General features: G+C 63.2%; 22 protein-coding genes. 12 read left to right on the forward strand and 10 right to left on the reverse strand.

What is annotated here, in order from left to right:
• Nucleotides 1-7: 7 nt before the first annotated feature.
• The 8 genes from VIM98_RS16135 (at nt 8) to VIM98_RS16170 (ending at nt 8,493) form a co-directional block, all read left to right on the forward strand.
• Nucleotides 8-835, forward strand: a complete 828-nt coding sequence (locus tag VIM98_RS16135) for a pentapeptide repeat-containing protein (RefSeq protein WP_331994133.1) — start codon at nt 8-10, stop codon at nt 833-835.
• 55 nt (nt 836-890) lie between these two features.
• The gene (locus VIM98_RS16140) at nt 891-1,397 is read left to right on the forward strand and encodes a DUF3540 domain-containing protein (RefSeq protein WP_331994134.1); all 507 of its coding nucleotides are present in this window, start codon (nt 891-893) and stop codon (nt 1,395-1,397) included.
• 4 nt (nt 1,398-1,401) lie between these two features.
• Nucleotides 1,402-1,767, forward strand: coding sequence for a PAAR-like domain-containing protein (locus VIM98_RS16145; RefSeq protein WP_331994135.1), 366 nt, complete (start codon nt 1,402-1,404; stop codon nt 1,765-1,767).
• A gap of 113 nt (nt 1,768-1,880) precedes the next feature.
• Entirely contained in the window at nt 1,881-2,285 is a 405-nt protein-coding gene (locus VIM98_RS16150) for a hypothetical protein (RefSeq protein ID WP_331994136.1), read from the forward strand.
• A complete protein-coding gene (gene tssK, locus VIM98_RS16155; RefSeq protein WP_331994137.1) occupies nt 2,282-3,643 on the forward strand; it encodes a type VI secretion system baseplate subunit TssK in 1,362 nt (453 codons plus the stop codon). The genes VIM98_RS16150 and tssK overlap by 4 nt, the downstream gene beginning before the upstream one ends.
• Entirely contained in the window at nt 3,640-4,896 is a 1,257-nt protein-coding gene (gene icmH, locus VIM98_RS16160) for a type IVB secretion system protein IcmH/DotU (protein WP_331994138.1), read from the forward strand. The genes tssK and icmH overlap by 4 nt, the downstream gene beginning before the upstream one ends.
• Nucleotides 4,893-8,252 carry a type VI secretion system membrane subunit TssM gene (tssM, locus tag VIM98_RS16165; RefSeq protein WP_331994139.1) on the forward strand — a complete coding sequence of 1,120 codons (3,360 nt, stop codon included), beginning with the start codon at nt 4,893-4,895 and terminating at the stop codon, nt 8,250-8,252. Before icmH ends, tssM begins: the two co-directional genes overlap by 4 nt.
• Nucleotides 8,245-8,493 (forward strand): hypothetical protein, encoded by a 249-nt coding sequence (locus VIM98_RS16170; RefSeq protein WP_331994140.1) that lies wholly within the window; start codon nt 8,245-8,247, stop codon nt 8,491-8,493. Before tssM ends, VIM98_RS16170 begins: the two co-directional genes overlap by 8 nt.
• A gap of 205 nt (nt 8,494-8,698) precedes the next feature.
• Here VIM98_RS16170 and acs read toward each other — a convergent pair whose 3' ends face one another.
• Nucleotides 8,699-10,639, reverse strand: coding sequence for an acetate--CoA ligase (gene acs, locus VIM98_RS16175; protein ID WP_331994141.1), 1,941 nt, complete (start codon nt 10,637-10,639; stop codon nt 8,699-8,701).
• Nucleotides 10,640-10,917: 278 nt separating this feature from the next.
• Between acs and VIM98_RS16180 the strand changes: the two genes are divergently transcribed.
• On the forward strand, nt 10,918-12,375 hold the full coding sequence (locus VIM98_RS16180) for a hypothetical protein (protein WP_331994142.1): 1,458 nt from the start codon (nt 10,918-10,920) through the stop codon (nt 12,373-12,375).
• Between the two features lie 75 nt (nt 12,376-12,450).
• On the forward strand, nt 12,451-14,109 hold the full coding sequence (locus tag VIM98_RS16185) for an MFS transporter (RefSeq protein ID WP_331994143.1): 1,659 nt from the start codon (nt 12,451-12,453) through the stop codon (nt 14,107-14,109).
• Nucleotides 14,110-14,181: 72 nt separating this feature from the next.
• Here the strand turns inward: VIM98_RS16185 and VIM98_RS16190 are convergent, their stop codons facing one another.
• Nucleotides 14,182-14,415: a hypothetical protein gene (locus VIM98_RS16190; protein ID WP_331994144.1), complete on the reverse strand. Its 234-nt coding sequence runs from the start codon at nt 14,413-14,415 to the stop codon at nt 14,182-14,184.
• 153 nt (nt 14,416-14,568) lie between these two features.
• Here VIM98_RS16190 and VIM98_RS16195 point away from each other — a divergent pair, with 153 nt between their 5' ends.
• Nucleotides 14,569-16,905 (forward strand): hypothetical protein, encoded by a 2,337-nt coding sequence (locus VIM98_RS16195; protein ID WP_331994145.1) that lies wholly within the window; start codon nt 14,569-14,571, stop codon nt 16,903-16,905.
• On the opposite strand, the gene VIM98_RS16200 is transcribed toward VIM98_RS16195, so the two are convergent.
• The 7 genes from VIM98_RS16200 to VIM98_RS16230 form a co-directional block, all read right to left on the reverse strand.
• Entirely contained in the window at nt 16,795-17,958 is a 1,164-nt protein-coding gene (locus tag VIM98_RS16200; RefSeq protein ID WP_331994146.1) for an AI-2E family transporter, read from the reverse strand. The genes VIM98_RS16195 and VIM98_RS16200 overlap by 111 nt on opposite strands.
• Nucleotides 17,955-18,263, reverse strand: coding sequence for a hypothetical protein (locus tag VIM98_RS16205; protein ID WP_331994147.1), 309 nt, complete (start codon nt 18,261-18,263; stop codon nt 17,955-17,957). The genes VIM98_RS16200 and VIM98_RS16205 overlap by 4 nt, the downstream gene beginning before the upstream one ends.
• On the reverse strand, nt 18,260-18,745 hold the full coding sequence (locus VIM98_RS16210; protein WP_331994148.1) for an ABC transporter ATP-binding protein: 486 nt from the start codon (nt 18,743-18,745) through the stop codon (nt 18,260-18,262). The genes VIM98_RS16205 and VIM98_RS16210 overlap by 4 nt, the downstream gene beginning before the upstream one ends.
• Nucleotides 18,746-18,762: 17 nt before the next feature.
• On the reverse strand, nt 18,763-19,125 hold the full coding sequence (locus VIM98_RS16215) for a hypothetical protein (RefSeq protein ID WP_331994149.1): 363 nt from the start codon (nt 19,123-19,125) through the stop codon (nt 18,763-18,765).
• Between the two features lie 91 nt (nt 19,126-19,216).
• A complete protein-coding gene (locus tag VIM98_RS16220) occupies nt 19,217-19,372 on the reverse strand; it encodes a DUF1328 domain-containing protein (protein WP_331994150.1) in 156 nt (51 codons plus the stop codon).
• Between the two features lie 168 nt (nt 19,373-19,540).
• Nucleotides 19,541-20,164 carry a YbhB/YbcL family Raf kinase inhibitor-like protein gene (locus VIM98_RS16225; protein WP_331994151.1) on the reverse strand — a complete coding sequence of 208 codons (624 nt, stop codon included), beginning with the start codon at nt 20,162-20,164 and terminating at the stop codon, nt 19,541-19,543.
• Nucleotides 20,165-20,346: 182 nt separating this feature from the next.
• Complete coding sequence (locus VIM98_RS16230) at nt 20,347-21,966, reverse strand: hypothetical protein (protein ID WP_331994152.1); 1,620 nt, start codon at nt 21,964-21,966, stop codon at nt 20,347-20,349.
• 50 nt (nt 21,967-22,016) lie between these two features.
• Here VIM98_RS16230 and VIM98_RS16235 point away from each other — a divergent pair, with 50 nt between their 5' ends.
• The gene (locus VIM98_RS16235; RefSeq protein ID WP_331994153.1) at nt 22,017-23,492 is read left to right on the forward strand and encodes an AAA family ATPase; all 1,476 of its coding nucleotides are present in this window, start codon (nt 22,017-22,019) and stop codon (nt 23,490-23,492) included.
• A gap of 41 nt (nt 23,493-23,533) precedes the next feature.
• Here VIM98_RS16235 and VIM98_RS16240 read toward each other — a convergent pair.
• Nucleotides 23,534-23,738, reverse strand: a 205-nt coding sequence (locus tag VIM98_RS16240) for a DUF3224 domain-containing protein (protein ID WP_331994154.1), incomplete at its 5' end; no start/stop codon positions are given.

A 23,738-nucleotide genomic window follows, 5' to 3' on the forward strand; every position in this document is an offset into this window, starting at 1 on the left:
CGTAACCATGACGAGTGTCTCCCTGGCCAATGCGCGGCTGATCGGCGCTGCCGTGGAGCAATGGTTATGGCTGCGATGCCGTCTCGATGGACTGGCCATGCAAGCCTGCTTGACCAGCTTCCTGACCGCCCAAGCCTGTCATGGCGTAGCCATGACGGTAGAGCTTGGACGGTTGTTCGATACGGTTTGGTTCGACACTCACGCCCGACAAGCCTGTTTCCGTGGCACGAGAATCGAACGGCAAGTCATCGGCGGCGGCGACTGGATCGAGACGCGCTATCTCGATATCGACGGTGGCCTGGCAACATGGCACGACGTCCGTCTGGAGGCGCTGGAGATACGTGCACCTGCCTGGGGACGACTGCGCTGGCATCGCTGTGGACTTCTGGACACCGATCTTCGCCATGCCAACCTATGCGAAGCGCTTGCCGTCGAATCCACATTCCGGCGCGTTCGATTCGATGGCGCCCGGCTTGCGTCCGCTCGCCTCGATGCCTCGGCTTTCATCGATTGCGATTTCGCCGGGGCCGAAGCTATTGGCACCTCTTGGCGTGGTAGCCAGCTTCTCGCGTGCCGGCTCGACAACACCCGGTTCGCTGGAAGCGATTGGCGTTTCGCTCAGTGGAAAGATTGCAAAGCCACTGGCGTGGATACGTCCGGCGTGCGTCGGCATGGCTTTCGCGGCGAAGACATGCCGACCGCCCCACCGCTGGATGACGAAGACGCCGCGCTGGCAGCCAGCCATGCATGGCGCCAGCGCCATCGCAGCGAAGTAGACCCCAAAGACCCGACGCCCATAGCAAGGAGGCAGCATGTTCAACCAAGCGCTATCTGATAAATGCATTGCAGCGGATCGGTCTCGATGGACGAAGGCTGCGTCGGGACCGCGCGTGACCTCTTTGGCGATCGATGCCGCAGGGGTGGCACGTGCGATCGATCGCCCGACCGACACGGTGAAGAAGGCCGCCAGCTGCTTGCTGGCATTACACGACGGCGATCTCGTTCGTGTCATTCATCACGACGGTGTCGACTATGTCACGGACATACTGGTCCGCCGTGGCGAGGACGAGCAGGTGATCGACATGGGGCCGCAGCCGTTGCGCATACAGGCGGGCTCTCTCGAACTGACAGCGGCTCGGGCGATGACATTGCGCGCGTCGCGCCTCACCTTGATCGGCGCACTGTCGTCCTGGGTGTCGCGTCAGCTTGCCTTGCGCACGGGCCGCCTGTCGGTCAAGGCAGGCGATGTCCGACGGCAGATCCGTGGCGTCGATGCCACGCATGCGCACCATCTGCATCAGCGTGCCGATGAAGCCGTCGTCGTACGCGGCCGGGTAGGCAGCGTGCGCATGGACGGCGTGCTGCGCATGGATGGCGGCCAGGTACACGTGGGTTGATGACATGACGGCCTCCAATACCAATGCCGCCGGCATGAGCCTGGCGGCGATCGAAGCCATGCTGCCGGCGCCCGGCCCCAATCTATCTTCCAACGTGCAGGCCTTGCCGAACGTCGCCAATTATTTCTGCTGTGGAGGTAACGAACAGAACATGGCCACGATACGCCCTGCTACCAGCAGCCAGGGCGGGTTGCTGGGTATCGCATCGGGGACACATTCCTCGCGTCTGGTTCCATCGCAGGGCTCGACGAAGTATTTCATCCAGGGCGCGCCGGCGACACGCTTGGGCGATCTGTCGATGACAAACGCCGGCAACGCGGCCAGTACGCAGCTTGTCCCCAGTCAAACCACCTATTTCATCAACGCATGAGCATGGAACGCCCTAAACGCTTTCCTCCTGCGTGCATCTTCTTGGCAGCGGTCGTTGCACTATCGGGGTGCGGATTCAAGCGCAATCAGGCATCGCACGCCCAACCAGCCTCTTTGGAGCCGCAACAGCCGCGGCGCGTTGCGGTGACGGTGGTCGCCACGGCGCATGCCAATGTCGGTAGCGATGGCCGGTTTTTGCCGGTCAAGGCCTGTCTGGTTCGCACCGTGGGGACATGGGAGCCGCCACGGGCACACGACGGCCTGCCTTGTACCGGTCTTGTCCGCGACAAAGATGTCGTCGACCTGCAAGCGTCCGTGTTGCCGCCAGGACATGCCATGCGCCACGTTCTCGAGCTGCCGAACGACACCCGTGACCAGCTCATTGTGGGTGCGGAATTTGTCCAGACCGGCGCCGGACGATCATGGCAGATCATCGCCTTGCCTGCTCCCGGCGAAGACGACATTGTCGTCCTGCTGGATAACCGTACCGTATCCGTTCCCGGTCGGGGGACACCATGAGCCGCGTTGCGCAGACCATGCTTCCCGTTGCGTGGATCGAAGGCCTTCTGCTCGAACCCCAGCATTTCCAGCAGCAAGAGCGCTATCTGGAGTGGCATGCGCAGGCCATGCGACATCAGCTGCTTGCTCATGCCTGGGGGTTGAGCCGGCTTGAGCTCGACATGCCGTTACTTGAGCAGGGCATCGTACGAGTCATTCGTGCTGTCGGTATGTTTCCCGATGGCACGCCGTTCCAGTTGCCCGATCAGGGACCGTTGCCGCCGGCCTGGCACGCGGAAGGTAGCGTCGATGGCATCGAGATTTGCCTGGCTCTGTCCGCCCGCGCTGCCGATCGGGCACAAACGGACGTGAGTGGAGTATTGAGCCACGCGCGCCATGACGTGATCGAGGCCGAGCTGGTCGATACGGCCAATGCCGACGATCAGGGCCTTCCGCGTATGGCGCGTGTGCAACTTGCGCGGATACGCACGCGCCTGGTGCCGCACAGTGCCGTTGGCGGTGACGACACCGCGCTGCCGGTTCTTCGTTTAGCGGGTCGCGATCCCGCTGGCCGGCTGCAGCCCGATCCGGCATTCCTGCCACCCATGCTCGATGCGAGCGCTGTCGGCTGGATTCCCGATCTGCTGCGCGAACTTCGCGGCATGATCGATCTGCGCTTGGCTGCCTTATCCGGATCGTCGCAGACATCGCGCGGCGGTGGCCTGTCCGAATGGCTGGAAATCCTGCTCCGCCAGGCATTGGCCGAATACCGACTTATGCTGCATCACCTGGCGCACCGCTGGCCGTTGCATCCGGAAACGGTGTGGATGACTTTGCTGGCACTGCTCGGCAGGTTGGCCGGATTGCGTCACGAAGCCGGTGGCGATCTGCCTGCGCTTTATGACCATCGGAATCCCGGCCCTGGTTTTGGACAGTTAGGACAGCAGCTGCGCGAGGCGCTGTCGTTGGTTATCGATTCGCCTGCCGTCCCCTTGCGCTTTGTCGACCGTGGCGATCGCGTACGGATCTGCCCTCGCGAGGGACAGGTACCGTTGCTGCGCGTCGTATTCGCGGTGATGTCGGATATGCCCGCCGACGAGTTGCGCGCGCGTTTCGTCGAGCAGGCCAAGTTCGCTCCCGTCGAGCGGATCGTGCAGCTTGTCGACCTGCAGCTGTCCGGCATGCGCCTGCAACCGTTACCTGCCGCGCCGAGGCATGTGCCCTGGTATCCCGGAGCGCTTTATCTCGATGTGGGCAGCGACCACCCCATATGGAGCGAATTGATGGCCAGTGCTGCCATGGCACTGGCGGTTGTGGGCGAGTTCCCTGGCTTGCGCATCGAAGCCTGGGGTTTGCGTGACACCGGACGGCCGGCATGACCGGCGAGCGCGTCCAGGTAAGCATGGGTCTGTCCGGCTCTCCGCAGGAGAGGCCGCATATCGAGCAGGCATTGCGCGGACCGTTACTGCGTGAGGAACCGGCGCCGAATTGGCGCAATCCTTTCATTGCAGCGGCCATGCCCTCGCTGTTGCAAGTGGAAAAGCTGAGGGAATCCGGCCCGGCCTCGTTGGAAGAAGCCTGCCGCCGTTTACCCGGCCTGGCCGATGCGTTCCGCAGCCGTCTTGCTTCCAGCGATGTACCGGCGGCGATGCTGGAACGGGCTTCGTATCTTCTCTGCACATATGCCGACGAGGTCGTACACGATATTCAGCGTGCTGCCGGCGCACACGCGGCAGCCGGACCGGCGTTGCTACTTTCGTATCACGGTAACGCCAGCGGCGGCGAAGACTGTTTCAGCCAGTTGCAGTCGCTGATGGACGAGCCCGCCAAAAACGGCGATCTGCTCGGTTTCTACGACCTTATTCTGGGACTGGGCTTGCGGGGAAGGTACCAGGTCATCGATAGCGGCCCTGCGCAATTGGAGCGGTTGCGCGAGAAACTCGCAGCGCAACTCGGCCGCGCGCGGGAGGGCCACCTGCTGCTGCAGGACGCGGCCAGCGACAGCCGCGTCCGGCGTGGCCCGCGGCCATGGCAAGTGTGCATAGGCTTGGTATTTATCCTTGCGGGCGTATGGGCAGTCCTGGATTGGCAACTGGAACGGGCCGAAACGCAGCTACGTATCGCACTGGCTCAATGGCCTGTGCCGGAGTTGCCGCCCGCGCCGCCGGTCGCGCCGCGCGAGCGCCTGCCCGAAGCCGTTCAACGCCTGGCCGATGAAGGCTGGCTGGAAGTGGTGAAGGAAGAGAACGGCTGGCTTTTGCTGTTTACTTCCGATCAGGCTTTTGCGTCCGCTTCGGCTGCCCTCAGCAAGGAATACAAAGTACGTATCGGCCGGCTTGGCGAGGCACTGGCGCCCTGGCCGGGTGACCTGCTGGTGATCGGACATACCGATACCCAGCCTCTCCGGCCGGGTCGCTATCGCGATAACCAGGCGCTATCGCTGGCGCGTGCGGCGACGGTGCGCGACGCGTTGCTGGAGACGGCAAACCAGCGTTTTGTCGGACGCTCCATCACGGCTGTCGGGAAAGGCGATGCCGAGCCGATTGCCGATGACGCGACCGCGGAGGGACGCCTGCGCAACCGCCGTGTCGATATCCACTGGAACGTCGCGCACACCGGGGAACGGCCATGATGACATTCGTTTTGCGTGGCCTGTTCGCTGCCCTGTTCGTGGCCGCGATCTGGTGGCTAGGCCCTCAACTTGCCCTCGGGCCTTGGCGGCCGTTTGCCGGTACGGTCGGGCGTGCCATCGGCGCGATCGCAGTGAGTCTGTCGATCTTCGTTCCGGCTCTGCTGCGCCGACGCCGGTCCGTGCCTGCGCCATCGCGTCGCGCGGCCAAGGATTCCAACATCGCCCGGCGCCGCGTGATCGCGATATTGCGGCAACTTCGGCAAAGCGATCTCGAGCGGCAACGCCACGTATGGCGACGGGTGTGGTATCGCCTCACTCGTGCCGAACGCGACGCGCATGCGTGGACCTTGATCATCGGCACGCCTGGCAGCGGCAAGAGCAGCTTGCTGGCGGTCGCACAGGGAGACCGGGCCGCAACGAACGCCGTGAACGCGTCCTGGCCGGATGCATCGACGCTGCCGTTCGATATCTGTGTCACCGACGCGGGTGTACTGGTGGATGTCGAAGGTCGGATGATCCAAGGAGCCACCGCCGAAGACACGCGTCATTGGCGGCAGTTGCTGCGGATCTTGCGCAAGCGGCCGCGTTGGCGATCCATCGTCGTCTGCGTCGACGCGAGCACATGGATTGCGGCGTCGGTGGCAGCCCGGCGGCAACTGGCAGATGACTTGCGCGCGAGTTTGCACGACGTCGCAACGCAGGCAGGCGCCGATGTTCCGGTACACCTGATCGTGACAGGCATCGATCGGCTCGCCGGTTGGCCGGCATTGCTGGCAGCGCTGGAGGAGAACGATCTGGATCGGGGCCTGGGCGTGATGCCGGCGGCAGGTGCAAGCCTTGCCGAGTGGACGGTGGCCTGGTCGCGATGGGAGCACACCGTGCAAGACCGGATAGCGGCCATTATCCGGCGTTGTCGCTTCGAATCGCGCTATGTCTCGCAGGCCGGTCTGTTGGCCGCCGCAGACGCATTGGCACGATTGCGCGCCTGCATTCTCGACGACTCAAAGCAGATTTTCCTGGCGCCATCGCCGCACGGTTACGCGCTGAGGGCCGTCTGGCTGACGAGTGCGGCGGAACTGGAACTGAGCGATCCCGGCAGTGGCCGCGTGATACCGCGCTCCCTGGCTTCGACGCTGCTCGCCCCGCTGCGTCAATTGTCGTTGCAAATGCCGCAGCCCAGGACTGCGTCGCGCTGGCGAGCACCATTGGCCTGGGGGGCTACCGCGCTGTTTGCCCTGGGGGCAACCTGGCTGCTCGTCGATCGCTACACCTGGGAGCGCGACTACATAGCCAGGGTGAATCTGGCTTGGCAGCAATCGTCGCGGCTGGCGCTCTCATGGCATCCGGTCGGCAAGGACATGCATGCTCCGGAAGCCGGCGAAGGCTTGCGCTACATGGCCGACCTGCTCACGCTGGAGAAGACCCAGGTACCTGCGATCAGCCCGTTCCGGCAGCATGCCCGCCTCAACGCCGCGATCGCCCGGGTACTCGAGGATCATCTGGTGCGTTTGCTCTGGCCCTACGTCGTCTCGGATGTCGCCGGAACCTTGCTCGTCCAGCTGGACAGCGAACCGAGCGCCGTACCCGATAGCCTGCGTGCCTACCTGATGCTGGCCGATCCCAAGCGCCGCGATCCTGCGGCACTCGAGCGGTGGTTCGCGCGCTACTACCGGCAGAGGTTGGCTCTACCGGGCATGACCGCGACCGACCAGGCGGCATTCCTGTTCTATCTGCGGACGCTGTTTGGCATTGCCGAACCCGCTCGGCAACCCATCGCGCAATCCTCCCCGGAGTTGATACGGCGGGCCCGGCAAGTGGCGGCGATGCAACCGCTGCCGGCCCGCGTGGTCGCGCGGCTGCAGGAAAACCATGCGGGCTCGGGGACGCCGGTCAGCCTGGCCTCTGCCGCTGGCGAGGGCGCCGCCCTGGGGTTGCGGCGGCATAGCGATACCTCGCCGACGGATGTGGCTGTGCCTTCCTTCTTTACGGTCGAAGCGTATCGGTCTGTCATCGACCGGGATATCGATGCCGCCGCTGCGGCCGTACTGGATGAAAGCGGATGGCTGATGGGCGAAGCCGAGCATGACGGCGCGTCCCTGCCGGCGTATGCCACCAGCCAACGGCTGGCGACGGATGCGCGTCGCCTGTACTTGGAGGAGTACGGGAGGCGTTGGTCCAGCTTCCTGGGCGATATCCGATTGCGGCAAGTGGCAACCCTCGAAGATGCCGCACAGCTTGCCCATTACCTGGCCGAGCCCGGCTCTCCCCTCATGCGCCTGGTCGCCTTTGTCACGCGCCAGACCAGCCTGCGCAACGGCGATACCAAGGACGCCGCCGAAGCGGCTCCGGATCTGAGCGAATCGGCTGCATTGTTCGCGCAGATAGTCACGCAGCGGTTCGAACCGCTGCATCGGCTGCAGAGTCCAACCGGCGCCGGTGCGTTGCAGCCCCTGTTCGAAGCAGTATCCGATCAGATCACTACGCTGAGCTCAGCCTTGCGCATGCGACAGGTGCTGCCGCATCAGGAAGGTTTGTCGCGATTGCGCGCGCAACAGGAACGGTTGCCCGATCCAGCGCGACGCGTCCTGGGCGATTTGCTGGACATCGTCGATGCCCAAACCATCAGCCGCAGCCGGCAGACGTTGTCGGCAGACACGACGGGATTTGGATCGAACATGTGCCGGCGACTGGTGGCAGGACGCTATCCCGTCGATCGCCACGCCGCGCGCGACATCGGCCTGGATGATTTTGTCAGGGTGTTCGGTCCTCAGGGTGCGATGCAGACGTTTTTCGATAGTCGTCTCGCGCCCTACGTGGATACCGGCATCATGCCCTGGCGTGCGCGCACACCCGAAGCGCAACGCATCGTCAATGGCAGAACCGTGCACAGCTTCCAGGATGCAGATGGCATTCGCCAAGCATTCTTCTCGCAGGGTCAGTTCGGCTTCGGCATGATCCTTCGGCCGCTTGTCATGGATGCCAGTGTCCTGGAAGCCACGCTGGATATCGACGGCCAGATCGTCAGCTATGCGCACGGCATGGGTAGTCCGATCAGCGTGCAGTGGCCGGGGCCGCGTCGCGGCGTCAGCGCCAGGCTGACGATGCGCGGCACCGATGGCCGCGAAGATACGGTGGCGTTCGAAGGCCCTTGGGCCCTGTTCCGGCTTTATGACGCGGGCCAGGCTGGCCCGTTGGTCAACGATGCGCGCGAGCTGCGCTTATCCACGCGGGTAGGCAGCCTCACCTTGCAACTGCGAGCGGCAACCCGCGATTTTCCCTTATGGCTCGGCGCACTCGGGAACTTTCAATGTCCCGATACCGGCGGTACCTATTCTCGGAGTCCAAGTAATGATTGATCAATCGAAGATCTTGTCCATGTTGCAATCCACCATGGCCGACAGCCAGAAGATGCAGCAATCCATGCAGGAAGCGATTCTTGCCCAGGCCGCTGGCAGCAGCGCAAAGGCCGTTCCCGGCACCGGTATGGGCAGTTCGCTTACCGGCCTTTTCGACCAGCTCAACAGTCACCTCAAGGAGGTCCTGGCGACGATGGACGGGGATCTGGCCAAGCCGGCCGACAAGAATGAGGAAACGTAATCGCGCGTGGCAAGGTGGCACGGGGAGCGCGAATAACTTTATGTGCTTTTGCCCGCAGTGCCCCTCTACCCGACCCTCTCCTCTGGCAAAGCCACGGAGAGGGTCGGTGAAGAGGTAACGCTGCGACGCCGGTCACGAGGGACGATCCGAGTTTCTCTCGCGTGCCTCGCCGCACGTCTGCGTCGTCGTGTTGCCGACGATCCGGTTACTTGATCAACCGCTCATCCACCAGGTTCTTCACCACGCTCGGATCGGCCAATGTCGAAATATCGCCTAGCTGGTCGGGTTGGTTCTCGCCGATCTTGCGCAGAATACGACGCATGATCTTGCCCGAACGCGTCTTGGGCAGCCCCGGCGCCCATTGCAGGAAATCCGGTGTGGCGATCGGTCCGATTTCCTTGCGCACCCACGCGACGAGTTCCTTGCGCAGCTCGTCGCTGCCAGTCTCGCCAGCTACCAAGGTAACGAAGGCATAGATGCCTTGGCCCTTGATCTCGTGCGGGGCGCCGACCACCGCGGCTTCGGCCACCTTCGGATGCGCGACCAGCGCGCTTTCCACTTCGGCGGTTCCGATGCGATGTCCGCTGACATTGATGACGTCGTCCACCCGGCCGGTGATCCAGTAATAGCCGTCTTCGTCGCGCCGTACACCGTCGCCGGTGAAGTAGTTGCCCGGATAAGCCGTGAAATAGGTTTCGATGAAACGTTGGTGGTCGCCGTAGACCGTACGCATCTGGCCCGGCCAGGAGTCGGTGATGACCAGGTTGCCTTCGGTGGCGCCTTCGAGCACGTTGCCGCTGGCATCGACCACCGCCGGCTGGATACCGAAGAACGGCAGCGTGGCCGAACCGGGCTTGGCATCGATGGCGCCGGCCAGCGGGGTAATCATGATGCCGCCGGTTTCGGTCTGCCACCACGTATCGACGATCGGGCAGCGTTCGTCGCCGACCACGCGGTAGTACCACTCCCAGGCTTCCGGATTGATCGGCTCGCCGACAGTACCGAGCAGTCGCAGCGAAGCGCGCGAGGCTTTCCTGACCGGGGCTTCGCCTTCGCGCATCAGCGCGCGGATCGCCGTAGGCGCGGTGTAGAACAAGGTGACCTTGTGCTTGTCCACGACCTGCCAGAAGCGGCTGGTGTCGGGGAAGTTCGGCACACCGTCGAACATCAGCGTGGTCGCACCGTTGGCCAGCGGACCGTAGACCACGTAACTGTGGCCAGTAACCCAACCCACGTCTGCGGTGCACCAGTAAATATCGTCTTCGCGCAGGTCGAATACCAGTTCGTGCGTCAGGCTGGCATAGACCAGATAACCGCCGGAGGTGTGCAGCACGCCCTTGGGTTTGCCGGTCGAACCGGAGGTATAAAGGATGAATAGCGGATGCTCAGCTTCCATCGGCACGGCCGGACAATCGGCCGACTGGCCTTCCATCAGATTGTGGTAGTAGCGATCGCGCGGGGACTGCATCGGCACCGCGCTGCCGGTGCGCTTGACCACGATGACGGTTTCGACACTGTTGGTGCCCGGACGCTGCAGGGCGGCATCGACATTGGCCTTGAGCGGGATCTTCTTGCCGCCGCGCACACCCTCGTCGGCGGTGATCACCACTTTTGCCGTGGAATCGGCAATGCGGCCAGCCAGCGAATCGGGCGAGAAGCCGCCGAATACCACCGAATGAATCGCGCCGATGCGCGCGCAAGCGAGCATCGCTACAGCCGCCTCGGGAATCATCGGCAAGTAGATCGCCACACGGTCGCCCTTCTGCACGCCCAGGTGCTTGAGCGTGTTGGCGAACTTGCATACTTCTTCGTGCAGCTGACGATAGGTGATGTGGCGCGATTCGTTCGGGTCGTCGCCCTCGAAGATGATCGCGGTCTTGTCGCCGCGCTTTTCCAGATGGCGATCCAGGCAGTTGGCGGCGACGTTCAGCTCGCCATCTTCGTACCAGCGGATGCGGAAATCCTTGGTGTCGTAGGAGACGTTCTTGATCCTGGCCGGTTGCTTGGCCCAGTCCACGCGATTGCCGATCTTTTTCCAGAAGCCTTCCGGGTCGCTCACCGACTCGGCATAGAGCTGCCGGTATTGCTCCTTGCCGATACGCGCCTTGGCGGCGAACTCGGGCTTGATCGGGTAAAGCTTGGACATGAAGCCTCCTGCGAAAGCCGCCATCGGGGCGGCATGGTTATCTAAGGACGTTGGAACGTTTCCACACCGGCGCGAGCCGGCATTCCAAAGGCGACATTAGCCGGCTTTCACGCCTCCGCGTCCAGCCCGCGAGCGGGCTGACAAGTCTAAAGCGAGCGTCGTGAGCGCGATGTGGGACGTCACTATCGACTTTGGTCGAGTTTCGACCATTAGGGAATAGTCGCCTCCGAGCGGGTGATCCCATGCTCGGGCGGACTAACGCCTGGGGAGGCAAAATCATGGTTTTCAGACGTATCGGGGGTCGTACGGCCGTCGCCCTGGCTATTGCCATGGCGCTGGCCGTGCCAGCGGGAGCGCAGGCGGCGGGCCAGACCGCCACCAAGAAGGCAACGACTGCGCGCGAGAAACAGCTCGAACAGCGGGTCGACCAGCTCGAGCAGGAGCTCGCTGAGCTCAAAAGCATGATTCAGCAGCAGAAGGCCGAAACCGCCCAAGCCACACAGACGGCGACGCAAGCCCAGCAAACGGCGCAGACCGCACAGGCACAGGTGCAGACGGTTGCCGCCGCGCCTCCGGCGCCTGCCGCCAAGCCGCAGTTCGTGACTGCGCCAGGGGTTACCGTGGCCTTGCACGGCTGGGTCAACGTCAGCGCCTTCAGTCAGAACAAGAACTTCAATTTCGGTAACGGTACCAATGCGGAATACCCGGTGCCGGGTAGCCGCGGCTCGCTCAGCGGCGTGGATATTCGCAATACACGCTTCTGGCTCGACTTCACCGGTGCCAAGTTCACCGGCGACTGGGTCGGCGGCGGTCGCATCGAAATGGATTTCTTCGGCGGCTTCAACGGTACCGGTGCCTATGCGCAGCAGCAGCCCGTGCCGCGCCTACGCCAGGCCTACATGGATCTTATCAATCCGACCACCGGTTCGACCGTACGGGTGGGTCAGATGTGGGATCTGCTGTTCCCGCTGGACATGATCCCGACCTCGCTGTCGCATATCGCGTTTCCGCTGGGCTTCTCCTCCGGTGTGATCGGCTGGCGCTATCCCGGCGTGATCTGGATGCAGGATCTCAACCATGGCGCCGAAGGAACGCAATGGCGCCTCGATCTGGCGGCGTTCGAGGGCTCGTGGAGCGGCCCGGGCAACACCACCAATTTCGGCACCGCAGGCAGTGTCGGATTCCGGCCGCAGCTGGAAGCGCGCCTGCATGCGCAGGGCAAGGATTGGTTGGCTTTCGCGGTCGGTCATTACAGCCGGATGGATCTGCACGGTGTGGGCGATACCGTGCCCAATCCGCCGATCAAGCCCGACATCACCAGTACGGCGTTCGAGATCGGCGCAAACTGGAGACCCGGTCCGTGGAACCTGAAGGGCCTGATCTATACCGGCAACGGCCTCGGTCAGGTGTTCGGTGCCATGTCGCAGTTCGGCGATATCAAGGAAACCGGCGGCTTCGTCCAGGCCGGCTACAACTTCACGCCGAACTGGAGCGTCAACGCCTTCTACGGCATGGTCAAGCCCGATCGGGACGATGTCGTCCGCTGGTTCGGACAGGGCTCCACCGGCATGTTGAAGAACCGTCAGGCCGCGTTGAGTCTGCAATACGCCGCGGGCGCCTACGAGCTGGGCGTGGAAGTACTGCACGACAAGCTCGATACCACCACCGCCACCGGCGCCGTGGTGCGCACGACCACCGGCAACCAGGTCAGCTTGAACGGTTTGTACAAGTTCTGATCCGCAGGCGCTGGGACGGCGGTCTGCCGTCCTCGCGCCGCTTCGCCATGGCTCTCTTAACTTTAGGGGAAATGCATGTCCACCACCGCCGCCGGCGCCAACGCAAGCCTCGATGTCAGCCACAAGCGGGTGGTGTTCGCATCGAGCCTGGGAACGGTTTTCGAATGGTATGACTTCTATCTCTATGGCTCGCTCGCCGCGCTGATCGGCAAGCACTTCTTTTCGGGCCTGAACGAGACCAGTCAGTTCATCTTTGCGCTGCTGGCCTTCGCCGCCGGCTTCGCGGTGCGGCCGTTCGGTGCGATCGTGTTCGGCCGTATCGGCGATCTGATCGGCCGCAAATACACTTTCCTGATCACCATCATCATCATGGGCTTGTCGACCTTCCTGGTCGGTGTATTGCCCGGCTACGACCAGATCGGATTGATTGCGCCGGTGATCCTGATTGCCTTGCGCCTGCTGCAAGGCCTGGCGCTCGGTGGCGAATATGGCGGTGCGGCCACCTATGTGGCCGAGCATGCGCCGCATGGCAAACGTGGGTTATATACGAGCTTCATCCAGATCACCGCCACATTCGGCCTGTTCCTTTCGCTGCTGGTGATCCTCGGTACCCGCATGGGGCTGGGCGATACCAGCTTCGACAGCTGGGGCTGGCGAGTCCCGTTCCTGATTTCGTCCATCCTGGTGGCGGTCTCGGTTTACATCCGCCTGCAATTGCAGGAATCGCCGGTGTTCCGCCAGATGAAGGCCGAGGGCAAGGGTTCGAAGGCGCCGTTGACCGAAGCGTTCGGCCAGTGGAAGAACCTCAAGCTGGTGATTCTGGCTTTGCTCGGCGCCACCATGGGCCAGGCCGTGGTGTGGTACACCGGCCAGTTCTATGCGCTGTATTTCCTCACGCAAAGCCTGAAGATCGATGCGACGACAGCCAACTTGCTGATCGCGCTCGCGCTGTTGATCGGCACCCCGTTCTTCGTGTTCTTCGGTTGGTTATCCGATCGTATCGGACGCAAGTCCATCGTACTGGCCGGCTGCCTGCTTGCGGCGATTACCTATTTCCCGATCTTCAAGGGCCTCACGCACTTCGGTAATCCGGCGATCGAGCAAGCGGCCAGTGCGGCACCCGTCGTCGTGGTCGCCAATCCCGAGGCATGCAGTTTTCAGTTCGATCCGGTCGGCAAGAGCAAATTCACCAGCTCCTGCGACGTGGCCAAGAGCGCCCTGGCCAAGAAAGGCATCCCGTACCGCAATGAGGCTGCACCGACGGGCAGCATCGCGCAGGTGAAGATCGGCGATACCACGCTAGGTGCCTTTGAAGGCGGCGGACTGGATAGCAAAGCTTTCGCCGCCCAAGCGAAGGATTTCGGCGACAAGCTGACGGCGAGTTTGAAGGCGGCGGGCTATCCGGCCAAGGCCGATCCGAATCAGAGCAATTACCCGATGCTGGTCGTGCTGCTGGCGATCCTGGTGTTGTATGTGACCATGGTCTATGGCCCGATTGCCGCCTGGCTGGTGGAGATGTTCCCCACGCGTATTCGCTATACCTCGATGAGCTTGCCGTATCACATCGGCAATGGCTGGTTCGGCGGCTTCGTGCCGACCATCGGTTTCATGCTGGTGGCATGGAAGGGCGATATTTACTACGGCTTGTGGTATCCGATCGCGGTGGCAGTGATCTGCTTCTTTATCGGCTTGCTGTGCCTGCGCGAGACGAAGGATGTGGATATTCGGCAGTAGGTATCGCGCGGCACGACGCGAACGAGAACGGCGACCGTCACGGTCGCCGTTTTTTCTTCCAGGACCTCGTACTTACCGCTGATGTTTCAACGGCTGCTTACCGGCCCGAAGTTGCTGCAAGTCGTATTCGGACAGCGTGCTGTCGTCGCGCGCATGTGCGCCGATGCGTTCCTGGGCGAAAGCCAGTACGGTGGCAATCAGCCCAACGATGCCCAGCACCAGCCATAGGGCCATGGCGCCGGCACCGTGCCGCGTGAAGCAGAGCACCAGGGCGAAAACAGTGGCGGTAAGCAGGATCCAGCGCATGATCGGTGTCCGCGAGCAGTGAGTCCACGGAGCCGGATCATAACCAGCCGGCGAGGGCTCGAGCGAGGGTGTCTCGCGGGTACTGTGACTGGCCGCGTGGTCCGTCGTCATGCCGCTTGGCGTACCATGGCCCCGGATGTCAGGGGAACGACCATGGGCGAAAGATCTCTTCTCGCCCGGGCGGCCCATGGCATGGCCGTCCCGGCGGGTCTTCTCTGGGCAGCCTTGCGCTGGCTCTGGCGGCATGTGCCCATGTTGCTGGACCATGCCAAGCCCGTCCGTGTGCAGTTGCTCGCGTTGACACTAGCGGTGTTCGTCGCCATGGGCGTCGATCAGGCATCCGAATTGTTCCTGATCGCTATCTGGGTCGATCCTAGCGGTTGGCGCTTCCTGGCGCTGTGCGCCAGCAGCGCATTCGCGGGCCTGGCTGTCTGGTATGCCGCACGTAATGCGTATCGCCTGAGCTACCCACGCTGGCCTGCGCTGCAGGCGTCGGGCGCCGCGGGATTGCGCGCCTGGGTACCGCGTATCCTGGGCGCGCTGATACCGCTGCTGGTCCTGCTCGGCTACCTGCTGGCGGTAACCAAGGCGCAACATGTGTCTTGCGCGGTGACCGGCGATTGCGCGCGTCGCGATACGCGCGCTGCCCTGCTGCTGCTCGAATCGATTGCATTGACCGTGTTCTTCATCGTCCGTCGTCCCGTCATGCGCGCCCTGCAGAGAGGTGCGACGACGCTGGCGCGGCAACCGGCGGAGGAGCTTCGCCACGCGCGCGTGCGCGACCTGGGACGCACGCCATTGCGCCTGTCGCTGCTCGCCTTGATCTGCAACGTGCTGGCGTTGGTCCTGATCGCCTGGTGGCCGGAAATGCTCGACGGTGCCGGCCCCTTGGCGATCCTGCTGATCTCGGCTGCGTTCCTGTGCTTCAGCGGCGGCTTCCTGTGCATGCTCGCCGATCGCAGAGGCTGGCCGTTATTGACCACCTTGCTGCTGCTTGCCGCCGCCCTGCATGCCCTGCATCTGAACAATAACCACCAGGTGCGTCAGTACCCGCATATGAGCACGCACCGTCTGCCGGAAGCTCCGCCTCCGGACTTGCGCCCGAGCTTTGCCGACTATGCCGATGCCTGGTTGAGCGATCGCTGTGCCGGCCGTTCGCCGTGCCCGGTGGTACTGGTATCGGCCGAAGGCGGCGGCATCCGCGCCGCGGCATGGACGGCGTTGGTATTGAGTCGATTGACTGCCCTGGTCGACGCCGAACATCCGAGTGGCGACGGCGAGCCGTTGCTGGGCCGCTATTTATTCGCCGGTAGCGGCGTATCCGGCGGCAGCCTGGGCCTGGCTGCCTATACGACCATGCTGCGTCATGCCCGTTCGGCGACCGGGCTGGAGACCGACAGCCAGCGCTTGCTGAGTCATGATTTTCTCGCCCCGACGCTGGCCAATATGTTCTTCGTCGATTTCACCCAACGTTGGCTTCCGGGGGCCTGGTTCGACGATCGCGCCCGCGCGCTGACGCGCGCCTGGGAACGCGCCGCGTCGGAACAGGGCGTGGACGACTTTGCCGAGTCGTTCAGTGCAATGTATCTGGACGAACGCGGCCAGGTGTCTACACGCGTGCCTGCGCTGTTTCTCAATAGCACCACCGTCGCCGAAGGCCGGCGTTTCATCCAGCATCCGTTCCGACCGATGGCTTCGCCGCAATCGCAACCATGGACAGCAGCATTCGACGGTTCCGCCTGGCTGGACCCACGGGTACCGCTGAGCGAAGTCGTGCTCAACAGCGCACGCTTTACGTATGTGAGTCCTGCCGGAAGCCTGCAAAGCATGGCCAAGGACGCGCCACTGCCCTCGCGCGTGCAACTGGTCGACGGCGGCTACTTCGAGAATTCCGGCACCACCACGTTGCTGGAGGTGATGCGCGAACTGCGCAAGCTTGCCGACGAGCGCGGCATTCCATTGCGCTTCATTGTGCTGCATATCAGCAACGATCCGGACATGAGCGATTTTATCGATCGCCACGGCCGCGATGATTTCCTGCCGTGGTTCTCTGCCGCTTGCCCACCGACGGAGCCCGTGGCACGCGATGACATCAGTGGCGAGGCAACGGCGCCGCTACTGGCTTTGCTCGATACACGCAGTGCGCGCGGCGATTATGCGCGCGTACAATTGAAGAATGCGTTGCATGCCCGTGCCGACGATCCAGCGGCTGGCGATCTGCTATGGCATTTCCGTCTTTGTCACGGTTACTACCCGATACCTTTGGGCTGGACCATTTCCGCTCCGGTGTTCGGTGAAATGGACCGTCAGCTAAAGCAGAACTATCCGCTGCAAGCCATGGCGCGTGCATTGAGCGAACAGCTGACTGCGCCGTCCGCATCAACGCTGGACCATCTGCGCGAACCAGCCCCAGCCGCGCACGCGTTCGGCGATCAGCTTGGCGCTGGTGAGCATCGGTACGGCCAGCAGCGCTCCGGGAATGCCCCATAGCCACCCCCACAACAACAGCCAGAGCAGAATGGCGATGGGGGAAAGACGCATGCGGCGGCCCTGGATCAGTGGCGTGATCAGGTTGCCTTCGACCGCGGTGATCGCCGCGAAGGTCAGTGCCGGCAACAATGCCTGGCCCGGGTTGTCGATGTTCATCAGGCCGACCAGCGCCAGCACCGATGTGGTAGTGATGGCACCGACATAAGGGATGAAATTGGCCAGCATCGCCACCGCACCCCATAACAAGGGGTCGGGAATGCCGTAAAGCCAGAGCATGCCGGCCGTGACCGCGCCCAGGCAGCCGTTGATGACGATCGTAGTGAGCAGGTAGCGCGATACCTCGCTCTGGATGCCACGAACGATGCTGACCGCATGGCGCTTGTACGAAAACGTCGGCGATGCCTCGACCAACCGGCGCAAGATCAGGTCGCCATAGATCAGGAAGAAAAATACCAGCAGTATGACCGTCAAGATGGCCGCAACGACTTTAGGCGTGGTCGATGCGACGTCCCAGACATTGAAGGCCAGTGCAGCGGGCCGTGGCGGCTGGGCTCGCACAGGCGTACCGACGAGACTTTGCGTGGCGCGATTGGCCGCTTCGATAGGTGCGACCACGCTCCGGAGCTTGGGCACGACATTCCTGATCACGGATGGCACGTCGTGAAACCAATGCAACGCGGCCGGTGCCAGTACGCTGACGCCGGCACCGATACCCGCGATAAGGCAGATAACCAGCACGCTGGCGCTCAGCCAGCGCGGAATGCGCTTGCGCGCAGCCGTGTGCACCAACGGATTGAGCGCCAGTCCGATAAAGCCCGCCAGCACCAGTGGGATAAGGAGAGCCTTGATCAGCGTAATGGTATAGAGCAGGGCAAGCGCCAGGAATATATTCAGAATGATACGAATCGCGCGCAGGTGACGCCGAACGGCATGCGCGGCGTGCAGCCGCTGGGAAAGCTTGCGTTCGATCTTTGGCACCGCCACGACAGGCATGGCAACGATCGGCTCGGAAGTCGAGCCCGGAGGTGGCAAATCGGTGGACGATGCGCTCATGACGCCTCGTCGACAGCGTCGGCAAGATCGCCGCGGCTGGCGAATTCGGCGATCAGGCGGGTCGCCTGCGCAACGACTTCCGCAGCGGTACCGCTCAGCAGTGCGCCGAGCCCAGGCACGCGCAAGGGGTGCACATTGAGTTGGCCCAGCACAAAGCCAGCGCCCGCTGCGGCGCCGACCGTGGTCAACGGATGACGTTCGCTGCGTGACAGCAAGGCCGCAGCCGGTTCGGCGATGGCATGGCGCGCCAGGTCCATGCGCGCCTGCGCGGCGCGGACCCTGGCAATGTGTTTGAACAGATTCATGGTCGATCCCCTTCGCCTGTGGAATGCTCCTGTGCCTTTGCATCGGCGCGATGGACCGTGTCGCGCACGATCGCCCGCCACTGGCCGCGACTGGCCGGCAGGCTCATCCAGTGCATGCAGCGGCGGAACAGCCAGACCGCGCCAAGCAGGAACGCCAGCTGCAGCACGGCCAATGTAGCCAGCGCCCATAGCCACGATCCGAACCACTGCGCCAGCGCGACCCCGATCAATCCGAGCAGGGTCAGGCCCAACCCGACCCCGGCGACGGTCGCGGCCAATCCGGCCAGCAACATCCAGGATACCGCGCTTCGCGCCAGCCCCAGCTCTGCCGCCAGCAATGCAAGTTGCGCGCCGAAGAGCTGGCGCAACGCCCGCCCGACCCGGCCGATCTCATCGAGCAAATTCGATGACCCGGCGTTCGGCGGTGGCGTCTCCCCGCCGCCGGCCGGACCGGCGGCCTGCTCCGGCCCCTCGTGTTGCATGAATATCCTCCGCCGCGTCAGCGACGAAGGATACGACCGAGTAGCCAGCCAGCACCAAGTGCAATCGCGACGGACTGCACCGGCTTCTCGCGCACGTACTCACGGGCACGTTCCAGCCACAGGTCGGCGCGATCCATCGCTTCGTCATACGCCTCCCGACCGCGTTCGCTGATATCGGCAGCTTTTTCGGTGGCCCGGGTGGCGGCGTCGGCAGCGCGATCTGTAGCCCGGTGCAAGCCCTCTTCGACCCGGTCGGCGGTACGGTTGACGGTTTCCTTGGTACTGGCCACAGCGTCGGAGGTCGCCTGCTTGATGCGCTCGGCGCCTTCTTCGATGCGGCCGCTCATTTCCGCCTCGCGCGCGGGGATCTGCTTGGTCATGTCGTTCTCCGTAGGCATGAGGACCTCACTTTAGCGGTTTGCCCCGCGTCCGTGGCGTTGCTGGCCACGGCACGGTAAAGCAGCTGTACGGTCAACTCGCGCGACGGAAGAACGCGATGATGGCCAGGATCAGGAAAATGACGAACAGGACTTTGGCGATCATGGCCGCCGTGCCGGCGATGCCGCCAAAGCCGAGGAACGCGGCGATGATCGCGATCACCAGAAAGATCAGGGCGTAGTGAAGCATGGCGGGGGTCTCCTTGGTTTGGCGGCACCCGGGGCCCGCGGCGTTCGCAGGCGCCTGGGTGTGGATGCCATCATTCCCTCGCGCGCGACACGCAGGCGTGAAGAGCCGACTCTTCACGCCTTGTATGCGTCTCGCGATTCAGCGGCAAAAAAACCGACGCCGATGCGTTCAGGCTTTGACCGCGGGATTGAGACTGTAGGTGCCCATGACTTCCGCCTCGGCCAGGACATGCCCGGCCATCGCGCCCCGCAGCTCTTCCAGGGTAAAGCCGTCGGCCAGGCTCAACCGCTCGGTATCCAGTGCGTAGAGGCGAAAGTGATAATGGTGCACGATCGAATCGTTCCAGGGCGGACAGGGGCCATCGTAGCCGAGGTATTCGCCGCCCATGTCCTTGTCGCCCGAAAACCAGCCGGTGTAGCTGTTGAGCCCCTGCACGCTGCCAGGTGGCCCATTGGGCACACGCTTGCCATGTGCGACAACGCCGTCGCTACAGGCGCCCGCGGCAAACTCGCCGCATTCGCGCGGGATATTGGCCATCAGCCAGTGCACGAACTCCACGCGTGGCAGATCGGCCGGAACGACGCGACCTTCTTTGTTGACGTCGTCGGGTTTGCTGGGCACGTCGTAATCGAGGCAGGTAAGCACGAACGAACGTGTCTCGTGCGGCGCGTCGCGCCAGGCCAGATGCGGGCTGCGATTGTTCGATAGCGCGACGGGCGCGCCGAGCTTGGCGAAGGCGAATTCAGCCGGGATCGGCTGACCATTCTGGAAACTGTCGCTGCGCAATTGCATGAATGGATCCTTGGGCTTGAAGACGGGCCGGGCAAGTACGTTACCCGATACAACGCGCCATGGAGACGGTCGCTGACCGGCAGGCTACCAGCGAGGCGGGGGCTGTATGTCGGCCGGGCGCGCAAGGGCCTTTTCGTCGCGGGCCCCTGCGGTTGTTACCAAAGGGTAATCATACGCCAGGGTCAGTTCAACGAAGCGGTTACCGCCTTGAGTACATCGCTCCAGGGCGTGGGATCTTCATGCATCGCGTAAACCGTATCCACCTGGAGATGTTCGCGTGTCACCGCCTGGATGACTTCGTGCATCAGCTCCGGGTCGTACAGGCTGCGATCGGCGTTGAACACGAGGGTATCGCTGGCGTAAAGCAGCTTGTGCGCGGGAAAGTACACCATGTATTGGCGCTCCGTCGAGGCACCGCGCAGTGGATAGATCACCGCACGATTGGCCCCGTGACCGACCTCGGTGCGACCGGCGACGACGCGCCATTGCGCGGGCACAGGATGCTGAGCCAGCGCATCAGGCCGGATACGGTGCGGTGCATCGACCAGGCGTTGCAGCAGCGGGCGATTCAGATCGAGCACATACACGGGCACATTTTCGGCCACGGCCTCACGCACGCCCGCCATATGCGGCCAGGAATCGGAACTGGAAAGTACTCCTGTCATCGGCAAACCGGGGTATTCCTGGCGCGCGTGGGCAAGTACTTGCCGTGTATACGAGGGTGCGATCGGTGCTTCGAGCACGATCACGCCGTCGTCCTGACGCACGATAGTGGCGTTCCAGGCGCCCTTGAACAACTCGATGCCTGGCGCGAGCTCCACGCGGTTCGATGCGTCGAATGGGCGATTCCAGTCCGGCGACTTCAGGCTTGCTGCGGCTACCTTCGGGTCGACGGCAAACGCTTTTTCGTCCAGCGGTACGTTGAAAGCCACATCGAGCAACTGATTGGATTGCCATAGCACGCCGTTGCGCTCTTCGACCCGATTCGTGGGTACTTCCACGCCGTGGACGAGTTTCCAGTTGTCGAGATACACACGCTGATCGACATCGCCCCATGCGAACCAGTAATCGTTGAACGATCGTGTGCTTTCGAAAGCATCGGGCAAGTGATTGGTGGCGTTGAGCAGGATACGTATCGTTTGTCCTTGCCAGTCGAACGCAAGCACTGTGTGCTGCGTGTCGCGCAAGGTTTCCGGCGACGCATAGCGCACCGTTGAAGCATCGGCGGTCAGCAACAGACGCAGCGGGTCGAGCGCGAGCGTATCGTTCAAGCCATCGAGCGTGGTACGCGAACTGGGTATCTCCTGGCCTTGCACGCGCGCCGAACCGCCGTTGCGGCTGACGGCCATCGTGCGCGAGATATCCGCACCGTGCGGATCGGCTTCCGGCCAGGTCGTATGCAGCTCGCCGCTCATGCGTGCCTTGTCGAAATCGATCGTCAATGTGTCGTGCTCGTACGAGGCGATGAAGGGTTGTTGCCGATACGATTGTTCGGTCAGCAGCCTGTGGCCGATCGATTCGTAGCGTTCGTTGTGGATAGCCAACAATCGATCGCGTCCGCCCATGGCGACCAACGCCCGGTCCAGGCATTGGCGCGCGCTCAGTTGTTCGCAACCCGGTTGAGAGGTATCGGCCGCATGCGCCAAACCGCCCCATACCGCCGCGGCGCCAGCCGCCAACCGCAACCATCTACCCCGATTCGCCACCATCTGAAATGCCCGTTCGCCATGCCGATTCGGCGAGCCAGCGTACGCGCCATCGATGCGCGGCTTCCTCTGGGAGAAGTCATGCCGACGAAGCATGACTTGTGGCCCTTCTGCTAATGTGCGCGCAGCGAGAGGGACCCATGGCAATGAGCGAACTTGAGGACTTGACGACCCTGGTGCGTGCCACGACGCCGCTCCTGGTCATCGAGACTATCGACGAACAACGCGTCATCGAATGCTTCCGGCACGTGATTGCGCAGACTTTGCGGCCGCTATGGCGCTGGACCCTGATCGACGGTCTGTCGCGACTGGATTTTGCCGATGGTATGCAGGCCAGCGCGCCCGATGTCGATTCCACACTCGAAAGTATTCGCGCCGCCACCGCACCAGGGATCTACCTGCTGTTCGACATGCATCCGCTGCTGCGTTATGCCATGAGCTTGCGTCAGTTGCGCGAAATCGTGCAGCGTCAGCGCTCGGTGGCGCATACGCTCGTACTGGTCGGTGCCAAGGTGGAATTGCCCGACGAATTGGAAGCATTGGCGACCCGTGTTCCCTTGTCGCTTCCCGATATCAAGGAATTGGCCGCGATCATGCGTGCCGAGGCGTTGGCCTATCAGCGCGATCAGGGGCGCCGCGTCGAAGTCGACAGCGATGCGGCGCGCACCATCGTGCGCAACCTGCTTGGCCTGGCTGCGCCGGATGCACGACGCATCGTGCGCAAATTGATCTACAACGACGGCGCGCTCAATGCCGACGACCTGCCGGAGCTGATGCAGGCCAAGTTCGAGTTGCTCAATCGCTCAGGCCTGCTGCATTACGAATACGCCACAGCGAACTTTGCCGATGTTGCCGGCGTGACGCGCCTGCGCGAATGGGTGCAACGTCGGCGCACGGTGTTCCTGGCCGCCGCGCCGGATACGGCACTCGATCCACCCAAGGGAGTGTTGCTGCTCGGCGTGCAGGGTTGCGGTAAGAGTCTGGCGGCCAAGGCTATCGCCGGCGGCTTCGGCGTGCCGCTGGTGCGGCTCGATGTCGGCTCGCTCTACAACAAGTACCAGGGCGAGACCGAAAAGAACCTGCGTGAAGCGCTGCGCAGCACCGAATGGCTGTCGCCGTGCGTACTGTGGATCGATGAGATAGAAAAAGGCCTGGCTGGCGGTGGCGAGGACGGCGGCGTATCGCGGCGCGTGCTCGGTTACCTGCTGACCTGGATGGCCGAGCGCAAATCCCGTGTGTTCGTGGTGGCTACCGCCAATGCCGTCGACGAGCTGCCGGCCGAGTTGCTGCGCAAGGGACGTTTCGACGAGATCTTCTTTGTCGACCTGCCGCGGCCGAATGTGCGTGAGCAGGTTTTTGCGCTGCATTTGCAGCGGCGGCGCCTGCCGCTGGATACCTTCGACTTGCCCGCGCTGGCGGCTGCCAGCGAAGGTTTTTCCGGCGCCGAGATCGAGCAGAGCATTGTCAGCGCTCTATACGATGCCAATGGCAGCGGCCAACCCATGGGCCAGCCGACCTTGCTCGGTGCGCTGCGCGGAACGCGGCCGTTATCGGTGCTGATGCGCGAACAGGTCGAGGCGTTACGCCAGTGGGCTCAGGGGCGGTGCGTGCCGGCGGATTGATCGCGATGCGTAAGCGAGCAGTGAGCAGCCTTACTCAGGACTCAGGGCAGCGTGTAGCTGAAATCGTAAGCGTGCTTGCCATCGGCAATGATGATCTTCAGCGTTCCATCGATACCGGCCAGCTCGCCCGTGCCCGAACCCGGTATCACGCGCACGTCCATCACCGCGTTACCGCCCTGCATCGTGCCGACGTGCTGTAGGGCGAAACCGCCTTTATGGCCGGCCAAAGTGCCTTCGACCTGTTCG

This window comes from Dyella sp. (assembly GCF_036568765.1).
Lineage (GTDB): Bacteria > Pseudomonadota > Gammaproteobacteria > Xanthomonadales > Rhodanobacteraceae > GSA-30.